Genomic DNA, 22257 nt, shown 5'->3' with positions numbered 1-22257 from the left:
GTTTTGAGAATGAAGAAAAAATTTAACTGGGTGATAAAAAGCAAACATATTCTGGTCATCATGATTCTGATCTGCATCAGTCTGATGGCTCTGGCGGCTACGGTAAATCTGCCTGTGGGCCCTGTAAAGAATGTAATAGGCTATGCCATCATACCTTTCCAGAACGGGATCAACAGTATTGGAAAGGCTCTTGACGGAGCTACTGCAGGCCTTCAGAGTAAACAGCAGCTGGTGGAAGAAAATCAGCAGCTCCAGGAGAAGGTGAACCAGCTTACGGAACAGAACAGTCAGCTTACGCAGGACCTGGATGAACTGGATCGCCTTCAGGAACTCTATTCCCTGGATCAGCAGTACAGTGAGTATGATAAGGTAGCGGCTCAGGTCATTGCCATGGACGATGAAAATTGGTTTTCTACCTTTACTATTAACCGGGGAACCGATGATGGAGTCCAGGTGGACTGTAATGTAATCGCAGGAGGCGGACTGGTAGGTATTGTGACAGAAGTAGGAAATAACTGGGCTACGGTCAGATCCATTATTGATGATTCCAGCAATGTCAGTGCAATGACGGTAAGTACCTCAGACAGATGTATCGTGGCAGGAGACCTCAGGCTTATTAACGAAGGAAAACTTCAGTTTATCCACCTAAAGGATGACGAAGACCGGATACAGGAGGGCGAAAAGATCGTTACATCTGACGTGAGCGAAAAATTTCTCCCGGGTATCCTGATCGGTTATGTCAGCGAGGTAGAAGAAGACCCGAATAACCTTACAAAAACAGGAACCCTTACACCGGTTGTGGATTTTGAACATATTCGTGAAGTCCTGGTAATCAAAGAATTAAAGCAGCAGAAAGGGGATTCGTAAATGAGAATTAGGCGAAAACTTGTTTATCTCCTGGTGATCCTGGTCTGCTTTATTTTACAGACAACTGTCTTTCAGGGGCTGGCTATTGGCTCTATCGTGCCGAATCTGCTGCTGATAGTTACGATTTCATTCGGATTTATGCGGGGGAAGGTTGCCGGGATGTGGACCGGTTTCCTCTGCGGAATTCTGAAAGATATCTTTTATGGAAATCTTCTGGGCTTTTATGCACTGATCTATCTTTGCATAGGATATGGTGCCGGATGCTGCATGAAGATTTTTTATGACGAGGAAATCCGCGTTCCCATGTTTTTAGTGGCAGTGGGGGACGTTCTTTACGGCTTGGCCGTATATGGATTCCAATTTCTCCTTCGGGGCAGGACGGATATGTTTTTTTACATTCGGAGAATCATTATCCCGGAGGCAATCTATACGGTACTGATCACAGTGATTTTGTACAAACTGCTTTTTATACTTAACAAAAAACTTACAGCACTGGAAATGAAAGAGAGAGATTCCTTTTGGTTAAGAAAATAAAAAAATTCATTAAACGTATAGGGCTTAGAAGAACTACGGTACTGACTCTTTTATTCATCGGACTTTTTGCCATTCTTCTGCAGAGACTGTTTTCTCTCCAGATCATACATGGACAGGAATATGCAGATAATTTTAATCTGAGTATTACCAGAGAAAGGACCATCAAAAGTACAAGAGGGAATATCAGAGACAGAAACGGACAGCTTCTTGCCTATAATCAGCTTTCCTATTCAGTCACTCTGGAAGATAACGGAACTTATGATACTACCAGAGAGCAAAATCTTACGCTGAACCATGTGGCCTATGAACTGCTGCAGATTCTTCAGAAGCACGAAGAAAGCACAGACATCAGTTTCTATATCGATCTGGATGATAACGGAGAATACGTATATACTGCCAGCGGGTTTACATTAAACCGATTTAAAGCAGACGTATATGGGGAAGCAGAAATTGACAGCCTGGAAGAGGATGAGCTCAATGCTACTGCTCAAGAGCTGATGGATTATATGTGCAGTGAAGAAAGATTCGCCTTGGTAAACAATAAGAGCCCCTACACTGCTCAGGAACTTTCTGATCATGAGCTCCCTGAAAGTTTTACTCCAGAGGAGACTCTGGAAGTGGTAAAAATCCGCTATATTCTATCTACTAACAGTTACCAGAAATATATCCCTGTGACCATTGCCACAAATGTCAGTGAAGATACTGTGGCAGAGATCATGGAGCGGAAGGACAGCCTTCAGGGTGTGGATATTGAAGAGGATTCCATCCGCGTTTATGACGATGCGGAATATTTCGCAAATATCATCGGATATACCGGAAAAGCTTCTGCAGAAGAGCTGGAGGCGTTGGAAGAAGAGGGATATGATGACTATTCCACCGATGCGATCATCGGAAAATCCGGGGTGGAACAGCTCATGGAGACTCAGCTTCGGGGACAGGATGGCTCAGAGGAAGTGGTCGTAGACCGGCTGGGTAAGATTTTGGATATAAATGAGAATTCCAAAGTAGACCCGGTGGCAGGAAATGATGTGTATCTGTCCATTGACAAGGATCTGCAGAAGGTGGTCTATGACGTTCTGGAACAGAAAATCGCCGGAATCCTTGTGGAGAATATTGTTAATACAAAGACTTTTGAATATGTAGAGGGAATGGATACTGCAGAAATCAAAACCCCCATTTACGATGTATATTATGCGCTGATTGAAAACAGCGTATTGGATATCGGACATTTTTCTGCAGAAGATGCAACTACCCTGGAACAGACGGTGTACAGCCTCTTCCAGCAGCGACAGTCACAGGTGTTTTCGGAGATCGGCTCAGAGCTGACCAGTGAAAATCCGACTGCTTTCCAGGACTTGTCTGAGGAGATGCAGGAGTACCAGCAGTATATCGTCAGTGATTTTTTAATACAGGATACCGGGATTCTATCTGAAGGCGCCATTGACGTTTCTGACTCTGTATATAAGGCATGGCAGAACGGAACCATCAGTTTAAAAGAGTTCCTTACCTATGCTGCAGGAGAAAACTGGATTGATATTTCCAGGTTTTCTGCGGAAGGAGAGTATCTGTCTTCTTCAGAAGTATATACGGCCCTGTCAGAATATCTGACAGAATCTCTCAGTGATGATGAGGGATTTTCAAAGATTATTTATAAATATATGCTCCAGTCCGACATGATCTCCGGCACACAGCTTTGTATGCTTCTCTATGATCAGGGAGTGCTGGAACAGGATGAGAATACCTACAACTCCCTTGCATCCGGTTCTCTGAGAGCATATGACTTTATGATCCAGAAGATCACCAGTCTGGAAATTACACCGGCTCAACTGGCTCTGGATCCCTGTTATGGTTCAGCAGTGGTTACAGATCCTAAGACCGGAGAGACGCTGGCCTGTGTTACCTATCCTGGATATGACAATAACCGTCTGGCCAATAATATGGATTCAGACTACTATAACCATCTTTTGGAAGACCTGTCACGGCCCTTATATAATAAGGCCACCCAGGAGACAAGAGCCCCCGGTTCAACTTTTAAAGTTGTCACCGCTATAGCAGGTATTGAAGAGGGAATCGTTGACAGTAATTATGGTGTGGTCTGTGACGGCGCCTTCCATTTTCCAAATTCATCAGATTTTGTGAAATGTACCAATATTTATGGACATGGCTATATGAGTGTTGTAAGCGGTATCGCAAACTCCTGTAACGATTTCTTCGGACAGGTTGCTTATGACCTGGGAACAGATTCCAACGGTGAATTTTCAGATTCACTTGGTTTGGAAACTTTGAACAAATATGCTAAAATGTTCCGCCTGAATGAAAAAACAGGTTTGGAAATAGAAGAATCAGAGCCTCAGCTGGCAGATGCAGATGTAGTCCGTTCTGCTATCGGACAGAGTAATGCCCAGTATACCACATCGCAGCTTGCCAGGTATGTAACCACTATTGCAAGCCGGGGGACCAGTTATGATCTGACCCTTTTTGATAAAGTTACTGACGCAGACGGCAATGTTCTGGAAGATTACTCACCGGAAATAAAAGGTGATCTGGATGTTTCAGACAGTACCTGGAGCACTGTTCATGAAGGTATGCGGGGAGTGGCTACAAGAAATCCTATTTTAAGCTCCCTGGATGTTGCCGTGGCAGGAAAGACCGGTACTGCGCAGGAAGATTTATCACGGCCTTCCCATGGTTTATTTATCGGATTTGCTCCTTATGAGGACCCGGAAGTTGCCATGGCTGTTCGTATTTCTTACGGATACAGTTCCGGAAATGCGATATCTGTTGCAAATGATATTTTCAGCTATATGTACAATCTGGAAGATGAATCGGAAATTGTTTCCGGTACTGCAAACACAGATAACATATCCACCGCACAGACGGATTAAAAAATACCAGAGATGCATAAAAGGAAAATATCAGGAGGATGAGGTATGAGTGAGATTATTGTAGTAACGTCCGGAAAGGGCGGAGTAGGAAAAACCACGGTAACGGCAAATCTGGGGCTGGGGCTTGCAAAAATGAATAAAAAAGTGGTAGTAGTAGATACTGACATCGGCCTTAGAAACTTAGATGTGGTCCTGGGGCTGGAAAACAGGATTGTCTATAATCTGATCGATGTGATCGAAGGCAGCTGCCGGATGAAGCAGGCCCTGATAAGAGATAAGCAGTGTGATACCCTGTATCTTCTTCCTTCAGCCCAGACAAAAGACAAGACTGCCATTACCCCGGAACAGATGGTAAAACTTACAGAGGACCTTTCGGAAGAATTTGACTATATCCTGCTGGACTGCCCTGCAGGAATTGAACAGGGATTTAAAAATGCCATTGCCGGGGCCAACAGCGCTATTGTAGTTACAACACCTGAAGTTTCTGCTATCCGGGACGCTGACAGGATCATCGGCCTTCTTCAGGCAAATGAAATGCCAAAGATACAGCTGATCATCAATCGTCTGCGTATGGATATGGTGAAACGGGGAGAAATGATGTCCGTAGAAGATGTGACAGAAATCCTTGCTGTAGACCTTCTGGGAGCCATACCAGATGATGAGGCAGTAGTGGTAGCCACCAATCAGGGAGAACCTCTGTGCGGAAAAAATTCTCCTTCAGGACAGGCCTTTGAAAATATCTGCCGAAGGATTTCCGGAGAGGCAGTGCCTCTCATGGATTTCCAGGGAAAAACAGGAGTTATGAAAAGACTGTCTCAAATTTTCAGAAGATCATAAGAGGGAGGCATGGGTATTATGAGATTTCCAGGCAGACGTTCCGGCCTTATTGCAAAAGACCGCCTCAGGCTTCTTCTTACATCAGAAAGGCTTGACTGTACGCCGCAAATGATGACCATGCTGAAAAACGATATGATAAGAGCTGTGGATAAGTATTTTACTGTTCAGGATAAAAAGGTAGAAATCCGTTATGTAAAAGACCGCAGTACGCTTCTGATAAAGATCCCTCTCCAGAGTGATATAGAAAAATCCTCTCCGGGAATGTCCTTCTGGAGATAATAACTAAGCAATAAATCGATAAGCAACCATAAGAAAAAGGTGTTTTCATGATTAGACTATATAAATTACGTGACTATGATTTCAGATTGGTAATCGCTCTTGTTGTTTTGAGTACCATAGGCGTACTCCTTGTAGGAAGTGCAGATGCATCCCTTCAGAACCGACAGCTCATGGGATTGATCCTGGGACTGGCAGCTATGGTGGTCGTTTCTTTGATGGACTTCAGCTGGATACTTAATTTTTCCTGGGTAATCTATTTCCTGAATATTTTACTTCTTTTGGCAGTCCGGCTTTTCGGAAACGATGCAAACGGAGCTACCCGCTGGATCAGCATCGGAGGCTTCACCTTCCAGCCTACAGAGCTGGCAAAGATTGTCATTATCTTGTTCTTTGCCCGATTTTTTATGGAGCATGAGGAGGATTTAAATACACTGAGGACAATTGTAAAATCTATTATCCTTCTGGCAGTTCCCCTGGCCCTGATCTACATCCAGCCGGACTTGAAAAATACACTTACAATTGTTATACTGTTTTGTATGATCATTTATATGGCGGGACTGAGTTATAAGATCATCGGAGGAGGGCTTTTGGTGGTCATTCCGCTTGTGATTGTGTTTCTGTTTATTATTATGCAGCCCAATCAGTCACTGATACCGGACTATCAGAGAAACAGGATCATGTCCTTTCTGAATTCTGAAGAAGATGAATATTCCGATTCCGTCCTTCAGCAGGAAAACTCTGTAATGGCTATTGGTTCCGGACAGCTTACAGGAAAGGGCCTGAATAACAATGAGGTCTCCTCTGCAAACAATGGAAATTTTGTATCTGAGAACCAGACAGACTTTATCTTTTCTGTGGCAGGGGAGGAGCTTGGCTTTATTGGCTGTGCGGCTATTATCCTGCTGCTGCTGTTCATTATTTTTGAATGCATAAGGATAAGTTTAAGAGCAAAGGACCTGTCGGGAAAGCTTATATGCTGCGGTATGGGAGCCCTTATCGGAATACAGAGCTTTATCAATATAGGAGTTGTCACAAATATCCTGCCTAACACAGGTACTCCTCTTCCCTTTGTCAGCTATGGACTGACCTCCATGGTCAGTCTGTATATCGGAATGGGACTGGTGCTTAATGTGGGGCTTCAAAGATATAAAAAATACAGGGAGGTTGATGAATCATGAACATCGGATTGATCGCACACAATTCAAAGAAGAAATTGATGCAGAATTTTTGCATTGCCTACAGGAATATTTTATCCAGAAATACACTTTATGCTACGGGAACCACCGGCAGGCTGATAGAGGAGGCCTCTAATCTGACAGTCCATAAATTTCTGGCAGGACATCTGGGAGGAGAACAGCAGCTGGGAGCATTGATCGAACAAAATGAGATGGACTTGGTCATTTATCTGAGAGAACCTCTGGCGCCTCAGAAGCATGATCCCGATGTAAAAAGAATTTTTCATTTGTGTGACACCCATAACATTCCCCTGGCAACAAATCTGGCAACTGCCGAGATGATGATTCGCTCTTTGGGAAGAGGAGAGATGGACTGGCGTGAAATGTATAAATAATAAAAAAGTCAGGAAAACTCTTATTCTGATAGGAGTCCTTGCAGGTTTCTTCCTTGTGGGAATCATTGCCCTTGTGCTCTTTACCCGTGGAGGACAGATTAACGAACCTCTGCCTTATTCCAGAAGCGCCCGTATATTCGGAACTTCTGTACAGGAATCTTCCACGGTGGCAGAAGGCATAGCTGAGAATCTATGTGTAGGAGCCAGCAATAATGCTCTGGATGGAGTAGATGCCCAGGAAGGAGAGATGGCAGGCCTTTTTGATATCCGAAATGGCGAGATTCCTTTTTCTCAGAATATTTATCAACAGAAGTCAGCAGGAAGACTGGCCCAGCTTATGACAGTCCTGGTAGCCTACGAAACACTTGACATGGACTCCAGCGTTACGATTGAGCAGGAGGATATCCCCTATGGAGCTGACCGTACCTGTGGCCTGTCTGTAGGGAATGTAATCAGTGCGCGACAGCTACTAAATGCGGCTGCTGTATATTCAGCAGAAGATGCTTGCCTGGCCTTGGCGAGAGCAGCGTCGGGAAGTGCGTCTGCTTTTGTAGAGAGCATGAATAATAAGGCAAAAGAACTGGGTATGACAAACACCAGTTATACAGATCCTGCGGGAACCGATGAGGAAGGGCAATATACCACAGTTTATGATACCTATCTTCTTCTCAACGCAATACTGGAACATCCTGACCTTACAAACACTCTTGGATTGTCCAGTTATACCCTGGACTACAGCCGGGCAGATGGTGAGCAAAAACAGCAATGGCTGAGTTCAGACAACCTTTATGTGACAGGTACTGCTTCATCTCCCAGAGGAGTAACTGTTTTGGGGGGAAAGATGAATGCAGCGGCGGAAAACAACTATGCAGCTCTTCTGGTCCAGGACAATTATGGCAATCCATATGTAGTCATTGTGCTGAATACAGACAGTCAGGTGAATCTCTATGAAAGAATGGAACAGATGATGGAAAAACTGGGTGGCTGAATATCTGTACAGAGACTAGGTACCCGCTAATTTCCTGCTATAAGAAAAAATGCTGGAAATTTTGATTTTACCATTGTATTTTTGAATGATATGCACTATAATTATCTCAACGATAACCACGTTTTTAGTAAAAATACATATTACGTGCGGCTAAGGAGGAAATTGCGATGGTTCAGTTAATTGTAGGAGAAAAAGGTAAAGGAAAAACAAAAGAACTTCTGGACAAAGTAAATAAAGAGGTAAAGGAAGCAAGCGGTACATTTGTTTATCTGGATAAAAGCAGAAAGCACATGTATGAGTTGAATAATAAGGTACGTCTCATTGATATGTCAGAATATGACATCCAGAATAGCAGCGAGTTTCTCGGGTTCATATCCGGTGTAGTGTCTCAGGATAATGACCTTGAAAAGATGTTTCTGGACAGCTTTTTAAAGATTTCAAAAGCTGAGGATGGGGAACTTGGAGAGGTTCTGGAGCGTCTGGATACAATGGGAAAGAAATACGGAGTTTCCTTTATTGTAAGTCTTTCAAAGAATAAAGAGGACTTACCGGAAAGTGCACAGAACATGGTTTTGATTTCCTTATAAACCGCCTTCGATTTCATATGTAAACACGGTTGAAAGCCGCCCCGTTTGGGGCGGCTTTGTTGCGGTCTTAATTATTTTCAGAAAATGATGAAATCCTTCCAAAAAGGCTAAGGAGATACAGACCGCAGATTCCTACCAGCGCATAAATGATCCTGGAAATCCAGGTCATATCGCCAAATAAAAAAGTTACCAAATTGAATCGGAAGAAGCCGATAAGCCCCCAGTTAACCGCACCAATAATTGTTATGATCAGAGCGGTATAGTCTAAAAATTTACTGTTCATATTTTGCTGCCTCCTTTATCACTGTGTATTATTTCCACAGACCATGGTTTTATACGAAAAAATTCTATTGTGATTCTTTATTGAAAATGGTAAAATGTAAGATAGTCTATAGAACATCTAGAGAATAAAAAAGGAGAATTCTATTGTCAGGCAAGAAAAAGTTCTCAGGAACTGTCAAAAATTTTTTTACATCTATTGGAAAATTGCTGACGTTTAATATTAGCACTATCATGTTTGGAGCTCTGCTTTTATACATGATCATTACTGTGGTACTTTATGCTACATCCAGCCATGTAACTACTTATCAGGTTACTACAGGCCCGCTGACTAAGAATCCTGTCTGCACTGCTCTGGCACTGCGCAGCGAAGAGGTGATTACTGCAGAAAATTCCGGATATATCGAATATTATGCTACCGAAGGCATGCAGGTACGTAAGGACGGCTCCGTATACAGTATTTCAAATGAACAGCAGGAAAATACAGCTGTGGCCCTTTCGGACGAACAAATGGAAGAGGTTCGTTCCAGTGCGGAGCAGTTTTCCTATGCTTACAACAGTAATAATTTTTACGATACTTACAGTTATAAATATCAGGTAAGGGGAACGATACTTCAGGCTGCAAAGGCGGAAACTTCCCAAGCTACACAGACATCCGAAGACAGCCAGACTGCTTCTTCAGAGGAAGGGGAAAACACGGATTCTGTAGCCGGAAGCGCAGTTACAGGAAACAGCATTTCGATTGGAAATCAGGATGTATATACGGCGCCAGAGGCGGGAATTGTGGTATATTCAACAGACGGATATGAGAATAAAACCGCGGATAGTCTGGTGGAGGAAGACTTTAATCAGATGGCTTATCAGAAAGAAAACCTGATTACTGGCAATGAGATACAAACTGGAGATTCGGTTTATAAGCTGATTACCAGCGAAAACTGGACATTGATGGTACCTCTTACAGACCAGATGGCTGCTGCTCTGGCAGGAAGGGAATCCATACAGGTAAAATTTGTCAAAGACGGGGAGAGCCAGAACGGTTCTCTATCTATTGTGAATATTGGCAGCCAGAAGGTGGCAAAAATTGAACTGATAAATGGAATGACCCGCTATGCAGGAGACCGTTTTTTGGAAGTAGAGCTGGTTATTAATACTCAGAGCGGATTGAAAATTCCGGTAAGCTCTATTGTGGAAAAAGAATTTTATACGGTTCCACTGGATTTCCTGACCCAGGGAGATAATGGAGACACCCAGGGATTTTTAAAACAGATAGGCTCAGGAGACTCTTCTTCCTCAGAATTTATAGATGCTACCATATACAGACAGGTGGATGCTCAGGGAAATGAGATAACTGAAAATACCCAAGATACCTCCGGTGGCCTGTGCTATGTAGATAAGGATACCCTGAATGAGGGAGACATACTGATCAAGCCAGACTCCGGGGAAACCTTTACTGTAGGACAGGTAGATAATCTTCAGGGTGCTTATAATATCAACCAGGGATATGCCGTTTTCCGGCAGATTAAAATACTGGATCAGAATGAGGAATATTGCATTGTGGAAGAAGGTACTTCCTATGGGCTGAGAGCTTTTGATTATATCGCCCGTGACGGAAGCACTGTGAGCGAGGAAGAAATTTTGTATTCCGGTTCTAATTAATGTACTGACAGAGAAAGGAAGTAGAGAAAATGAGCGTCTGTGATAATTACAGAACTGTAGAAGAAAAAGTAGAGGCTGCCTGCAGAAGAGCCGGCAGAAACCGAGATGAGGTAACACTGATCGCAGTGAGTAAGACTAAGCCGGTGTCAATGATCGAAGAACTGCTCCCCATAGGAGTTCGCGATTTCGGTGAGAATAAGGTCCAGGAGCTGACGGCCAAGGAGGAAGTTTTGCCGAAAGATATCCGTTGGCATATGATCGGCCATCTGCAGAGAAATAAGGTAAAATATGTGATAGATAAAGCCTGTATGATCCATTCTGTAGACAGTCTCAGGCTGGCCTCAGAAATCAGCAAAGAGGCTGTAAAACATGGGATTACTGCAGATATACTTATCGAGGTTAATGTAGCCGGTGAAGAGAGCAAGTTCGGTGTCTCTGTAGAGGAGACCCCTTCCCTTGTTCAGGAAGTCGCAAAACTTCCCGGAATAAAAGTAAAGGGGCTTATGACAATTGCTCCTTACGTGGATGATCCAGAGGAAAACCGGGGCGTTTTCAGAAATTTAAGAAAATTAAGTGTTGACATTGGAGAGAAAAACTTTGATAATGTTACTATGAATGTCCTCAGCATGGGCATGACTGGTGATTATGAAGTCGCCATCGAAGAAGGTGCCACCCACGTACGTGTAGGAACAGGCATTTTCGGAGAAAGAAATTATAATATAGAAGAATAGGAAATGGAGATTGGAATATGAGTTTTTTAGATAAATTTTTGGATGCAGTTAAGGTGAATGATGATTATGATGATGACGATTTCTTAGATGAAGCAGATGACGATTTCGAAGACGAAAAGCCAAAGAAAAGATTCTTTAAAAAACTGGAAGATGATTATGATGATGATCTGGACGATGATCTTCCGCCTGTAAAGAATACTAAAAAAGAAAAGAAAGAGAAGAAAACATCAGCAGCAACAAAAACCGTAAAGCAGCCAAAAACCCAGAATTCTTCAAGTAAGGTGACGCCTATGTATAGTGTTAAGAAGAAAACATCCGGTTCATCGGCAGGTTCTTCTAATGAAGTATGTGTGATCAAACCAAAGAAATTTGACGAGTCTACAGAGATTGTAGATGCCCTTCTTGATAACTGCACAGTTATCCTGAACCTGGAGGGTTTGGATATTACATTGGCTCAGCATATTATTGATTTCACTGCCGGAGCAAGCTACGCTATTGAAGGAAATATCAAGAAAGTGTCTTCTTATATCTTTATTCTAACTCCAGAAGGTGTGGACATAACCGGAGACTCTCAGGAAATCTTAAATGATATAGCCGGGTCAGCATCTATGTATGAAGGATTTTAAAAAACAGCTATGGAAAAGGACCAATTATTTGAAAAACGTATGATGGAACTGGGTAAGAAGGCCTATTACAGAGGCATTCTTACCTTTTCCGATTTTCTCGACCTGAACCAGCAGAATATACTTCACAGCCTTTCCTTTCGAGATACAGGAGTCCAGGTAAAAACCTTCGGAGGCTATGAGTCAGCGGAGCGTCAGATGGCGGCATTCGTCCCTGATGCTCTTTCTTATGAGCAGGCATATCCTATTGCATGTATAAAGGTCCAGCCTCTGAACAGGAAATTTTCTGAGGAGCTGACTCACAGGGACTATTTGGGGGCTATTTTGAATCTGGGCATTGAGAGGAGCAAAACAGGAGATATCCTTCTGGACGACAGTTGCGGTTATATTTTCTGCTGCGAATCTATGGCGGACTTTCTCACAGAGGAGCTTGTGCGTATCCGTCATACTTCTGTGCAGGCCAGGAGACTTTCCCAGGAAGAGCCTCTTCCTTCACCTAAAAGAGAAGAAATCTCAGGAACCGTAGCTTCTCCACGGCTGGACAGTGTAATTGCTCTGGCTTTTGGCAGTTCCAGAAGCAGCATTCTGGGACTGATAGAAGGAGGAAAGGTCTTTGTAAATGGGAAGAGCGTGGTTTCTAACGGCTATGGGATCAAGGACGGAGATATTGTATCCGTCCGGGGAAAAGGAAAATTTCAATTTGGGTCTGTGACCAATAAAACAAAGAAGAACCGGTATCATGTAATTTTATACCGTTATGTCTGAATGGGAGGAACAGGATATGACAGAACAGAGACTGCTGGTAAAAAGAGAGGGAGATTTTACTTATCCGATTACCTTTTATAGTGACTTTTCTGGTCTGAGCAGAGAAGTTGAAAGCCTGGAGAACCGTGGAAAAAGGCTCTGTATCGTGACAGACAGTCATGTGGCTCCACTCTACCTGGAGACGGTAAAGAAAGAGCTGGAAAAAACAGGGAGAGAGATTTACTCTTATATCCTTCCTGCCGGAGAAGAAAATAAAAACCTGGAAGAAATACAGGGAATCTACGAGTTTCTTATAAATAATCATTTTGACAGGAAAGATCTTCTGGCTGCTCTGGGAGGAGGCGTTGTAGGCGATATGACTGGTTTCAGCGCTGCCACCTATCTTCGGGGGATTGATTTTATTCAGATTCCAACCACCCTTTTGGCCCAGGTAGACAGCAGCATAGGCGGGAAAACAGGAGTTGATTTCAAACAGTATAAAAATATGGTAGGTGCTTTTCATCAGCCACTGCTGGTGTATATGAATGTTGCCACATTAAAGACTCTTTCTGACAGAGAATTTGCCTGCGGCATGGGTGAGGTTATTAAACATGGTCTGATCCGCAGCCGGGAGTACAGCAGCTGGCTTACAGAACACAGTGGGGAAATCCTTTCCAGAGAGGAGAAGACCTGTCAGGAGATGATTTATCAGAGCTGTGTGATCAAAAAAACTGTGGTGGAAAATGACCCTACGGAAAAAGGGGAGCGGGCAGTGCTGAATATGGGACATACAGTGGGACATGCAGTAGAAAAACTGAAAGACTTTACTATGCCTCATGGTCAGTGTGTAGCTGTGGGATGTATGGCTTCTGCCTGGCTTTCCAGAAAAAAGGGACTGCTCTCCAATGAAGAGTACCTTGAGACAGCAGAGCAGATGAAATTATTTGGCCTTCCTCTGGCAGTTGAAGGACTGTCTGCAAAGGATATCCTTGACACTACGAAATCTGATAAAAAGATGGAAAAAGGACATATTAAATTTGTTCTCATGGAAAAACCGGGATATGCTGTGGTGGATACCGGAGTGACAGATGAAGAACTGCTGGAGTCCATTGAAAGCATCCGGCTGGAAAACCGGGAGGTACTATGACCATGAATACAGGAAAAAAACGACTGCTGGACTTTGGGATTTTCCTTATTTCCACAGGGATATTAGTGGCTTTTGATCAGTGGACTAAGGCTTTGGCCGTTGCAAATCTAAAGGACCAGGCTGATATTCAGCTGATTTCCGGAGTTTTATGTCTTCATTATCTGGAAAATACGGGTGCAGCTTTTGGAATATTCCAGGACCAGAGAATTTTTCTCCTGCTGCTGACAACGATTATCCTACTCTGTGTCTGCTATGTGCTATGGAAGATTCCTGGAGAAAAAAAATATATCCCACTAAAGATTCTGTGCGGTATGATTACTGCAGGTGGTATTGGGAACCTTATTGACCGGGTTCGTCTGAATTATGTGGTGGATTTTATTTATTTTTCACTGATTGATTTTCCAGTATTCAACGTGGCAGATATTTATGTGACCACCAGTATGATCCTGCTCCTGATTCTTGTATTTTTTTACTATAAAGATGAGGATTTTCAGTTTTTAAAATGGAAGAGAGAAAAATGAAAAGGCTTTGTTTACAGGCAGACCTTTCCTGGACAGGGGAAAGAGTCGATAAATTTCTGGCGGAAGTAATGGAGGATTACTCCCGCTCTTTTTTACAAAAGCAATTCAAAGAAGGTAATATTACGGTTAATGGAAAGCCGGCAAAAGCCAGCCAGAAAGTAACAGAAGATGATGAAATCGTGGTTTTTCTTCCGGAGAATCAGGAACCGGATATTGAACCGGAGAATATTCCACTGGATATTCTCTATGAAGATCAGCAGCTTCTGGTGGTAAATAAACCAAAAGGGATGGTCGTACATCCCAGTGCCGGTCACTACAGCGGGACCCTTGTAAATGCCCTGATGTACCACTGCAAAGATAATCTTTCAGGGATTAACGGCGTGCTCAGGCCTGGAATTGTCCACAGAATCGATATGGATACTACAGGGGCTTTAGTAGTCTGCAAGACTGACACGGCACATCAGAGCCTGGCAGAGCAGCTGAGGGTTCACAGCATTACCCGAAAATACAGAGCGATTGTCCATGGAAATATCAAAAAAGACAATGGAACTGTAGAAGGAGCCATTGGGCGTCATCCGGTGGAACGGAAGAAAATGGCTGTTCATGTCCGGGGAGGCAAGGAGGCGGTGACTCACTTTAAGGTTCTTGAGCGGTTCGGCAGTTATACTTATATTGAATGTCAGCTGGAAACTGGGCGGACTCATCAGATCCGGGTACATCTTTCCAGCATCGGCCATCCTCTCTTAGGAGACCAGCTCTATGGACCAAAAAAATGTCCCTTCCCCTTTCTACAGGGGCAGACGCTTCATGCTATGGTCTTAGGTTTTGTGCATCCTACTACATCAGAATATATGGAATTTACTGCTCCTTTACCGGAATATTTTGAAAAATTATTAGTAAAATTAAGGGGAACTCTTTAAAATTTGAAACTGTTAGATTTACTATGTAAAATTTTTAAATTATCTATACATTTCACTCAAAATGGATTATAATATAGAAAAAGCATTAGGAGAGGAGTGTATGGTATGGCAGCAAGTACAATAGTTACAATTGCCCGCCAGTATGGCAGCGGCGGACGGGAAATAGGGCTTCGGCTGGCTGAAAAAATGGGTGTCAAATGCTACGATAAGGAGCTGCTGGATCGTGCGGCCAAGGACAGCGGAATATGCCAGGAATTATTTGAACACCATGATGAAAAACCCACCAACAGTTTTCTGTATTCACTGGTTATGGATACCTATTCCTTTGGTTATTCCTCGGCGGCTTTTACAGATATGCCTATTAATCATAAGGTGTTTTTAGCCCAGTTTGATGCTATTAAGAAAATTGCCAGTGAGGAATCCTGCGTTATGGTAGGAAGATGTGCAGACTATGCTCTGGCGGATAATCCCAATGCGATCAGTGTGTATATCCATGCAGATCTGGATAAGAGGATTGACAGGATTTCCAGAAAGTACGAGCTCTCAGCGGCTACAGCTAAAGACCGGATACAGAAAACCGACAAACAGAGAGGCAGCTACTATAATTACTACACCAGTAAAAAATGGGGAGATGCAGACAGCTATCACCTTTGTCTGGACAGCGGTATCCTGGGAATCGAAGGCTGCGTAGAGATGATCCTGAAGGCTATTGAAGTGAAAGATAAGGCAAAAAATTCAGGAAAGTAAAAATTAGTCACGATATTCAAAGGCCCCGGAAGAGGATTCTTCCGGGGCACAGTTTTTGTCTTCTATAAAAAATAGGGGCTCAGCCATTTCCCAGGGAATGCCATCCGTTAATATTACTGTTAAGGATCGCAGTAAACATCCGTTCCTTGGTTCCGGGATTCTCTTTTGAAATATCATGGAGAAGCTCCTTGGCATACTGTCTTTTCGTATAGCCATCTACGGGACAGGGGCTTTTTTCGATTTCAATGCCATATTTGTTTTTAAAGCCGATTACATCTGCTTCGTCTACAAAGAGGAGAGGACGGATAACTGTAAGGTCCATCCGGTCCAGATAGGTTTTAGGTGAAAAAGTATGAAACCTGCCCTCATAGATGAGAGAGAGCAGCATAGTCTCTACTACATCGTCCTTGTGGTGCGCATAGGCTACTTTGTTGCAGCCCAGTTCTTTGGCTTTGGCATTGAGAGCTCCTTTTCTCATTTTTGCGCATAGAGAGCAGGGATTGCTTTCTTTTCTCTCCTGAAAAATGATAGGTGCAATCTCTGTCTTTACCAGATGAAAGGGTACATTCAGCTCCCGGCAGAGATTTTCGATTTTATCTGCCTGAAAACCTGGATGCCCCAGGTCCACGGTGATCACCTCTATGGTAAAAGGATTGGGGTAGAAGCGCATCAGTCCGTGAAGGGCATAGAGCATGGTAAGACTGTCTTTGCCTCCGGAAACCCCTACAGCGATTTTATCGCCGGAATCAATCAGATTAAATTCATCAACAGCCTTTCTGGTAAGGCTTAATAATTTCTGTAATTTCATAAAATTTCAGTTCCTTTCAGATGCAGGTTTTGTGAAGCCTTAAGCATCATACCACAGATGCAGAAAAAAAGAAATCATTTTATGGCTGGCGGTGGCCAAATAAATATAAATATTCCCTTGGCTCGTTGCTTTGTGGTATACTATGGAGATGTCAGGGGAGGCGGCATGAATTTTCCCGAGTAGATAAATCGTGACTGGACCGGCCCTGGAAAATATGAGGATGAAAAGAGGATAAAAAGAATGAAACTGGTGATCCAGAAAGTCAGCAGCGCTTCTGTGGAAGTAGATGGAACATGTGTGGGAAAGATCGGAAAAGGATTTCTGGTTCTTGCAGGCATCGGCCAGGAGGATACCCGAGAAATCGCAGATCAATACATTAAAAAGATGGTAAACCTCAGGATATTTGAAGACAGCGATGGGAAGACAAACCTTTCCCTGGCGGATGTAAAGGGGGAGGTTCTGCTGGTTTCACAGTTTACGCTGTACGCCAACTGCAGAAAAGGAAATCGACCTAGTTTTGTAGAGGCAGGGGAGCCTCAGATGGCCCAGGAACTCTATGAATATATGATCAAAAAGATACAGGAGACTGTGCCAGTGGTCCAGACCGGCGTTTTCGGAGCAAAAATGAGCGTGTCTCTTGTAAACGAGGGTCCATTTACAATTATACTTGATGAGAATACCTTTAAGCATAAAAAGGACCGTATATAGCTTTACAATAATTTGACTTATGAAAAATATGGTTTTTTCCAGTCTGGACTTGCCGGAACAAGAGAAGGAGGACTGGAAAAGGCCATTTGTATTTAAAGATTAGTTTAGCGGACAAATACAGATTTATCCGAAAAAGTCTGGCTTTTTTCCGGAATCTGTGATAAACTACTCTCAAAACAAGGATTTTTGGAGGGATTTTATGGCAAAGCCAATGACCTATCGGGAACAGGAAAAAATTGAAAATACAGTAAAACTTCGGGAATTTCTTCAGGAACTTCCTCCTTATGTCAAGGATTATTTCCGGGCCAAGGAACCGACCACTTCAGACAAAACCCGTTTGTCCTATGCTTATGACCTGCGTGTTTTCTTCCGGTTTCTTCAGGAAACAAATCCGGCTTTAATGTCCAAAACTATGGCTGATATTTCCATCCAGGATCTTTCCAGTCTTCAGCCTGTGGATTTTGAAGAATTTCAGGAATACCTTAAGGCCTATAAGGCTCCTGACAACAAGCTGGAAACCAATTCCCGCACCGGGATTGCCAGAAAAATGTCTTGTCTGCGAAGCTTTTACGATTATCTGTGCAAAAGGCAGTTAATACAGTCTAACCCGGTCCGCCTTGTAGACATGCCTAAAATTAAGGAAAAAGCCATTATCCAGCTGGACCCTGATGAGGTGGCCAGTCTTCTGGATTATATAGAAAATTATGGAAATCAGCTTACAGGGGTGAAACTTTATCACTATAATAAACAAAAGTATCGGGACATTGCCATTGTCACTCTCCTGCTGGGAACAGGTGTTCGTGTTTCTGAACTGGTAGGTCTGAACATTTCTGACATTGATTTTAAAAATAATGGAATACGGATACTCCGAAAGGGAGGAAATGAAATGATCGTCTATTTCGGGGAAGAGGTTGAAAAGGCGCTGAAAGACTATCTGGAGATTTCCAGAAATGCCATTACTCCCCTCTCCGGCCATGAGGATGCTCTCTTCCTCTCCGGACAGAGAAAAAGGATCAGTGTAGATGCTGTAGAAAAAATGGTAAAGAAATATGCTTCTGCAGTCTCTGCTAAGACTATCACCCCTCACAAGCTCCGCAGCACCTACGGAACGGCTCTTTACAGAGAGACCGGGGATATTTATCTGGTAGCCGATGTTTTGGGCCATGCAGACGTAAATACAACGAAAAAACACTATGCCAAATTAAGCGACGCCAGAAGGCGCTCTGCTTCCAAGGCAGTGGTACTGAGAGAAAAAACCAACTAGAAGTCAATAGGGCCTGCCGGACCGGCTCATATCAGAAATATGGCGGTTCCTGCAGGCCCTATGCCCTTTATGGAAGGAGTTTACATTCCGATCAGGTCAAACTGTTCAAAGGAAACTACTACCTCATAATCCTTTTTGGGATTGGGGTATTTGATCTGAACAGATTTCAGTCTCTGGCTGTAATACCAGCCAAAATCAGCTCCTTCGAATTTTTTCCTGTGAAGGAAATGAGGAACTTCTTTTCCGTTTACGGTTACCCAGTAAGGAGATTTTTCTCTGTGAATCATATCAATCTGCATATCCTCTACAGCAGTCTGATAAGCCCCTTCGTTGCGGAAGGAAAGGGTGGTCTGCTCTCCTGCTTTCATGGTAATAAAAGTCTTCAGGAATGCGCCCTTTTCATATTCCATAGTAACGCCGTCGTCTTCATATAAAGTAAAGGCTCCGTCACGTCCTGCCTCACAGAGGATGGAAAGGCCTGTAACCCTCTGAGTAGCGAAATTATCCATTTGATTCAGAGCCATAGGGATAATGGCTCCGCTTCTGACAAACAGAGGAATACTGCTAAGGTCCACATCCAGTTCTGCGGTCTCTCCGCCTTCGTAAGGCATTCTTGTGTAGAAATCAAAGAAACGGTTTTCTTTAGGGAAATAGACTTTTCTGGTTTTGGCGCCTTTTTCTACCACGTTGGCTACCAGAAGAGAGTCTCCCAGCATAAAGTCTACTCCTTCCTCATAGCAGGCCGGGTCATTCTGGAAGGCGCTGCACATTGGCTCCATAATAGGAAGACCTGTCTCATGGGCCCTCTCCATAAGGGAATAGAGATAGGGGAAGAGACGATATCGAAAACGGATGGCCTCACGGATATAGTCCGTACAGTCACTGTACATCCAGGGTTCTGTGACTGTATTGTCTGTATTAGTTGAGTGAATAGAAAATCTGGGCTGAAAGATTCCGTTCTGGATCCACCTTACCAGAAGTTCTGCCTCTGGCGCCGGACCATAGAATCCGCCGATGTCGCAGCCCTGGTTGGCTACACCGCTTAAGCTCATACCCAGAATAGTGGCTATATTATATTTCAGAGAGTCCCAGCAGGTAAGGTTGTCCCCTGCCCAGGTCTGGGCATAGCGCTGGATGCCGCAGTGTCCGGAACGGCATACAATGTAAGGCCGTGTATTTCCAAAAGTCTCATGGATTGCTTCCCCGGTAATATGACACATGATATTGGACATTACAAATTTCAGCTGGCCGATAGTGCCGCCCTTTCCTTCAAAGCTGCAGCGGCAGTCCTTATCAATGAGGCTGTCATACTCGCAGTTATCATTCCATACAGAGCTGGTGCCGTATTCCAGAACATTTTCTTTCAAAAGAGCTTTCCAGTTTTCTCTTGTGGAAGCCTTTGTAAAATCTACGAACATGCCTTTGCCGCCCCACCAGGTTCCGATTCCCGGCTCATCGCTTTCACTGGCCTTGATGAACATATCTTTTTCTTTCATCTCTTCCAGTTTCGGATGGACCAGAAGCATTCCCGGTTTCACATTGGGGGATACACATACCCCTCTTTTCTTCATCTGGGCAAAAAAGTCCTTGGGGTCTTTAAAACGCTTTTTATTCCAGGTAAATGTGCAGCGCTTGATCCCTTCTTCCGTGTCAACGGCACAGTATCCTGAGGAAAGCTGGAATCCGTCTACAGGAATTCCTTCTTCCTTAGTTGTATCGATAAATTCTGTAATGGCATCATCACAGTCTGCTTCTAACTCCGGATAATACATGGAAGAGCCCAGATATCCCAGGGCAGATTTTGGGAGCATTGCAGATTTTCCTGTAAGGTCTGTGTACCTTTCAACAACCTGCCGTATGGAAGGACCGGTGATCAGGAACAGATCGATATCTCCTCCGTCTGTCCGGTAACGGCTGTGCATCTTCCAGTAATTGCTCTTTTCCCTTCCCATATCAAAGTCACATTCATAGGTGTTGTGATAGAAATAGCCTACGGCCTTTTGGGTATTCCGGTTCAGCTTGATGTAAAATGGAATATGCTTATACAGTGAGTCTGTCTCTTTGGGATTATAGCCCATGGCGTCCTTGGGACTCATCCCCATGAATTTCTGTGCCTTGTTAAATTCCCCGCTCTTCTCGCCAAAGCCATAGAAACAATCTTCAGGGCTGATCTCGCAGGTATGTATCCTCCGGTGATTGCTGTCCTCCATATAGGCCAGATCTACAATATCTGCGTGAAGCTGAGTGCCTTCCTTATCATAAACACAGATACGGAAAGGTTCTTTTTCCACGATAACTTTCAGCTCTTTCCCCTGGAGCACTGCCTGATTTTCCTCTTCAGTCAAAACAGCCTGAGCCGCAGTGATACGCTTTCTGTATCCTTTCATAAAATCATCCATACGGTCTTCCCAGGCGGTAGTAACCAGACTATAGGATTCTTCTGCAAAATCACCGTCAAACCCTGCCCGGATACGCAGTATCTGGTCAGTAACAAACCAGATACGGATAGGTACACTGTCGGTCTGTACCGTAAAATAAGAATCCTGCTGTGTTACGGAAGCTGCCTTCAAACACACTTTCATAGAGTTTTCCTCCTTCTTTTTGCTTTAAAACTGGTTTTATGATAATATAATATTGAATTAACACCCAGGAAACTATACAAAAATTGCGTATTTTCTTTCTCTTTTTTACATTTCTTGCTTTATATGGGAGGAAAAAGATGATCGACCAGGCAGGGATTATGATGGCCCAGGGGAAAAAGATTGCCTGTGAACGGATACAGGGAGTGAATGATAATATGGCCAAGTCCCACTATCACGAATATTTTGAACTTTATTATCTGGAAAGCGGACGGCGATTTCATATGGTCCAGGATGAAATGTATGAGATGTATCCAGGCCAGTTTATGATTTTTGCACCATATATCATGCATCGCTCCTTTGGAGATCAAAATATGCCCTTTAAAAGACTGGTGCTGTATTTTCAAAGTGGAGAGGTTCTGTCCGAAGAACTGAGAAAAACTGTTGAAGCGGGAGTAGGTGTTTACAGACCAGACAGGCAGGAAGAAACCTTCATACACAGAATACTGGGAAATATTCTGGAGGAACAGGAAAAGCCAGAGGTTTTTTCTGATGAATATATGGCAACCCAGCTAAACGGACTTCTCCTGCAGATTGCCAGGAAGCTGGAAAAGCCGGAACGGGTAAAAAAACTGGACAGGATCGGAGAAGTGCTCCATTTTATCCACACGAATTTTGATAAAGAGATCAGTCTGGAACAGCTTTCCCGGACTTTTTATCTCAGCCCCTATTATCTCTGCAGGGAATTTAAAAAGCATACGAACACCACTATTGTCCAGTACCTGAACGTGACCCGGATCATGAATGCTCAGCGGAAGCTCATGGAGACTAACCAAAGTATCACCCAGATCAGCAGGGAAACAGGGTTTTCGAATATCACGCACTTTAATCGGGTTTTTAAAAGCATTACAGGAGTGTCCCCTACCCAATTCAGAAAACAGTTATAGTCGAGAAATCCCCAAAGCAGATTTTCATTTCCGCTT

At 43.5% G+C, this 22257-nt stretch carries 23 protein-coding genes; 20 read left to right on the top strand and 3 right to left on the bottom strand.

Annotated features, from left to right (window positions below):
- Positions 1 to 9 precede the first annotated feature (9 nt).
- The 9 genes from mreC (at position 10) to B5G33_RS11605 (ending at position 8547) form a co-directional block, all read left to right on the top strand.
- Complete coding sequence (mreC, locus tag B5G33_RS11645) at positions 10 to 867, top strand: rod shape-determining protein MreC (protein WP_087417773.1); 858 nt, start codon at positions 10 to 12, stop codon at positions 865 to 867.
- A complete protein-coding gene (gene mreD, locus B5G33_RS11640; protein ID WP_087267840.1) occupies positions 868 to 1401 on the top strand; it encodes a rod shape-determining protein MreD in 534 nt (177 codons plus the stop codon). It begins immediately after the preceding gene.
- Positions 1386 to 4286: a penicillin-binding transpeptidase domain-containing protein gene (locus tag B5G33_RS11635; protein ID WP_087417772.1), complete on the top strand. Its 2901-nt coding sequence runs from the start codon at positions 1386 to 1388 to the stop codon at positions 4284 to 4286. The genes mreD and B5G33_RS11635 overlap by 16 nt, the downstream gene beginning before the upstream one ends.
- A gap of 45 nt (positions 4287 to 4331) precedes the next feature.
- The gene (gene minD / locus B5G33_RS11630; protein WP_087417771.1) at positions 4332 to 5123 is read left to right on the top strand and encodes a septum site-determining protein MinD; all 792 of its coding nucleotides are present in this window, start codon (positions 4332 to 4334) and stop codon (positions 5121 to 5123) included.
- Positions 5124 to 5141: 18 nt separating this feature from the next.
- Positions 5142 to 5402: a cell division topological specificity factor MinE gene (locus tag B5G33_RS11625; RefSeq protein WP_242971253.1), complete on the top strand. Its 261-nt coding sequence runs from the start codon at positions 5142 to 5144 to the stop codon at positions 5400 to 5402.
- Between the two features lie 47 nt (positions 5403 to 5449).
- On the top strand, positions 5450 to 6580 hold the full coding sequence (locus B5G33_RS11620) for an FtsW/RodA/SpoVE family cell cycle protein (RefSeq protein WP_087267848.1): 1131 nt from the start codon (positions 5450 to 5452) through the stop codon (positions 6578 to 6580).
- Complete coding sequence (locus tag B5G33_RS11615) at positions 6577 to 6972, top strand: methylglyoxal synthase (RefSeq protein WP_087267851.1); 396 nt, start codon at positions 6577 to 6579, stop codon at positions 6970 to 6972. Before B5G33_RS11620 ends, B5G33_RS11615 begins: the two co-directional genes overlap by 4 nt.
- The gene (locus B5G33_RS11610; RefSeq protein ID WP_087417770.1) at positions 6956 to 7960 is read left to right on the top strand and encodes a D-alanyl-D-alanine carboxypeptidase; all 1005 of its coding nucleotides are present in this window, start codon (positions 6956 to 6958) and stop codon (positions 7958 to 7960) included. The genes B5G33_RS11615 and B5G33_RS11610 overlap by 17 nt, the downstream gene beginning before the upstream one ends.
- A gap of 167 nt (positions 7961 to 8127) precedes the next feature.
- The gene (locus B5G33_RS11605) at positions 8128 to 8547 is read left to right on the top strand and encodes a twitching motility protein PilT (RefSeq protein WP_087417769.1); all 420 of its coding nucleotides are present in this window, start codon (positions 8128 to 8130) and stop codon (positions 8545 to 8547) included.
- 67 nt (positions 8548 to 8614) lie between these two features.
- Here B5G33_RS11605 and B5G33_RS11600 read toward each other — a convergent pair whose 3' ends face one another.
- Positions 8615 to 8830 (bottom strand): DUF378 domain-containing protein, encoded by a 216-nt coding sequence (locus tag B5G33_RS11600; protein ID WP_087267859.1) that lies wholly within the window; start codon positions 8828 to 8830, stop codon positions 8615 to 8617.
- A gap of 143 nt (positions 8831 to 8973) precedes the next feature.
- On the opposite strand from B5G33_RS11600, the gene B5G33_RS11595 reads away from it, so the two are divergent.
- The 8 genes from B5G33_RS11595 to B5G33_RS11560 all read left to right on the top strand — a co-directional run bounded on the left by B5G33_RS11595 (position 8974) and on the right by B5G33_RS11560 (position 15915).
- On the top strand, positions 8974 to 10482 hold the full coding sequence (locus tag B5G33_RS11595) for an HlyD family efflux transporter periplasmic adaptor subunit (protein ID WP_087267862.1): 1509 nt from the start codon (positions 8974 to 8976) through the stop codon (positions 10480 to 10482).
- 29 nt (positions 10483 to 10511) lie between these two features.
- Positions 10512 to 11213 (top strand): YggS family pyridoxal phosphate-dependent enzyme, encoded by a 702-nt coding sequence (locus B5G33_RS11590; protein ID WP_087417768.1) that lies wholly within the window; start codon positions 10512 to 10514, stop codon positions 11211 to 11213.
- Between the two features lie 17 nt (positions 11214 to 11230).
- On the top strand, positions 11231 to 11839 hold the full coding sequence (locus B5G33_RS11585) for a cell division protein SepF (protein WP_087267868.1): 609 nt from the start codon (positions 11231 to 11233) through the stop codon (positions 11837 to 11839).
- Positions 11840 to 11848: 9 nt separating this feature from the next.
- Positions 11849 to 12601 (top strand): YlmH family RNA-binding protein, encoded by a 753-nt coding sequence (locus tag B5G33_RS11580; RefSeq protein WP_087267871.1) that lies wholly within the window; start codon positions 11849 to 11851, stop codon positions 12599 to 12601.
- A gap of 16 nt (positions 12602 to 12617) precedes the next feature.
- Positions 12618 to 13727 carry a 3-dehydroquinate synthase gene (gene aroB, locus B5G33_RS11575; protein WP_087417810.1) on the top strand — a complete coding sequence of 370 codons (1110 nt, stop codon included), beginning with the start codon at positions 12618 to 12620 and terminating at the stop codon, positions 13725 to 13727.
- A gap of 2 nt (positions 13728 to 13729) precedes the next feature.
- Positions 13730 to 14248, top strand: coding sequence for a signal peptidase II (gene lspA, locus B5G33_RS11570; protein ID WP_087268500.1), 519 nt, complete (start codon positions 13730 to 13732; stop codon positions 14246 to 14248).
- On the top strand, positions 14245 to 15168 hold the full coding sequence (locus tag B5G33_RS11565; protein ID WP_087268497.1) for an RluA family pseudouridine synthase: 924 nt from the start codon (positions 14245 to 14247) through the stop codon (positions 15166 to 15168). The genes lspA and B5G33_RS11565 overlap by 4 nt, the downstream gene beginning before the upstream one ends.
- A 105-nt stretch (positions 15169 to 15273) precedes the next feature.
- The gene (locus B5G33_RS11560) at positions 15274 to 15915 is read left to right on the top strand and encodes a cytidylate kinase-like family protein (protein ID WP_087417767.1); all 642 of its coding nucleotides are present in this window, start codon (positions 15274 to 15276) and stop codon (positions 15913 to 15915) included.
- 79 nt (positions 15916 to 15994) lie between these two features.
- Here B5G33_RS11560 and B5G33_RS11555 read toward each other — a convergent pair whose 3' ends face one another.
- Positions 15995 to 16723, bottom strand: a complete 729-nt coding sequence (locus B5G33_RS11555) for a tRNA lysidine(34) synthetase (protein ID WP_087267876.1) — start codon at positions 16721 to 16723, stop codon at positions 15995 to 15997.
- A gap of 240 nt (positions 16724 to 16963) precedes the next feature.
- Here B5G33_RS11555 and dtd point away from each other — a divergent pair, with 240 nt between their 5' ends.
- Together dtd and B5G33_RS11545 are read left to right on the top strand one after the other, a co-directional pair.
- A complete protein-coding gene (dtd, locus tag B5G33_RS11550) occupies positions 16964 to 17431 on the top strand; it encodes a D-aminoacyl-tRNA deacylase (RefSeq protein WP_087267880.1) in 468 nt (155 codons plus the stop codon).
- 199 nt (positions 17432 to 17630) lie between these two features.
- On the top strand, positions 17631 to 18695 hold the full coding sequence (locus B5G33_RS11545) for a tyrosine-type recombinase/integrase (protein WP_087417766.1): 1065 nt from the start codon (positions 17631 to 17633) through the stop codon (positions 18693 to 18695).
- 80 nt (positions 18696 to 18775) lie between these two features.
- On the opposite strand, the gene B5G33_RS11540 is transcribed toward B5G33_RS11545, so the two are convergent.
- Positions 18776 to 21277, bottom strand: a complete 2502-nt coding sequence (locus B5G33_RS11540; protein WP_087417765.1) for a glycoside hydrolase family 31 protein — start codon at positions 21275 to 21277, stop codon at positions 18776 to 18778.
- A 137-nt stretch (positions 21278 to 21414) separates the two neighbouring features.
- Here B5G33_RS11540 and B5G33_RS11535 point away from each other — a divergent pair, with 137 nt between their 5' ends.
- On the top strand, positions 21415 to 22221 hold the full coding sequence (locus B5G33_RS11535; protein WP_087417764.1) for a helix-turn-helix domain-containing protein: 807 nt from the start codon (positions 21415 to 21417) through the stop codon (positions 22219 to 22221).
- Positions 22222 to 22257: the final 36 nt, after the last annotated feature.

The sequence above is a fragment of the Blautia sp. An81 genome (assembly GCF_002161285.1).
Classification (GTDB): domain Bacteria; phylum Bacillota; class Clostridia; order Lachnospirales; family Lachnospiraceae; genus Blautia; species Blautia ornithocaccae.
This window is presented reverse-complemented; position numbering and strand designations above follow the sequence as displayed.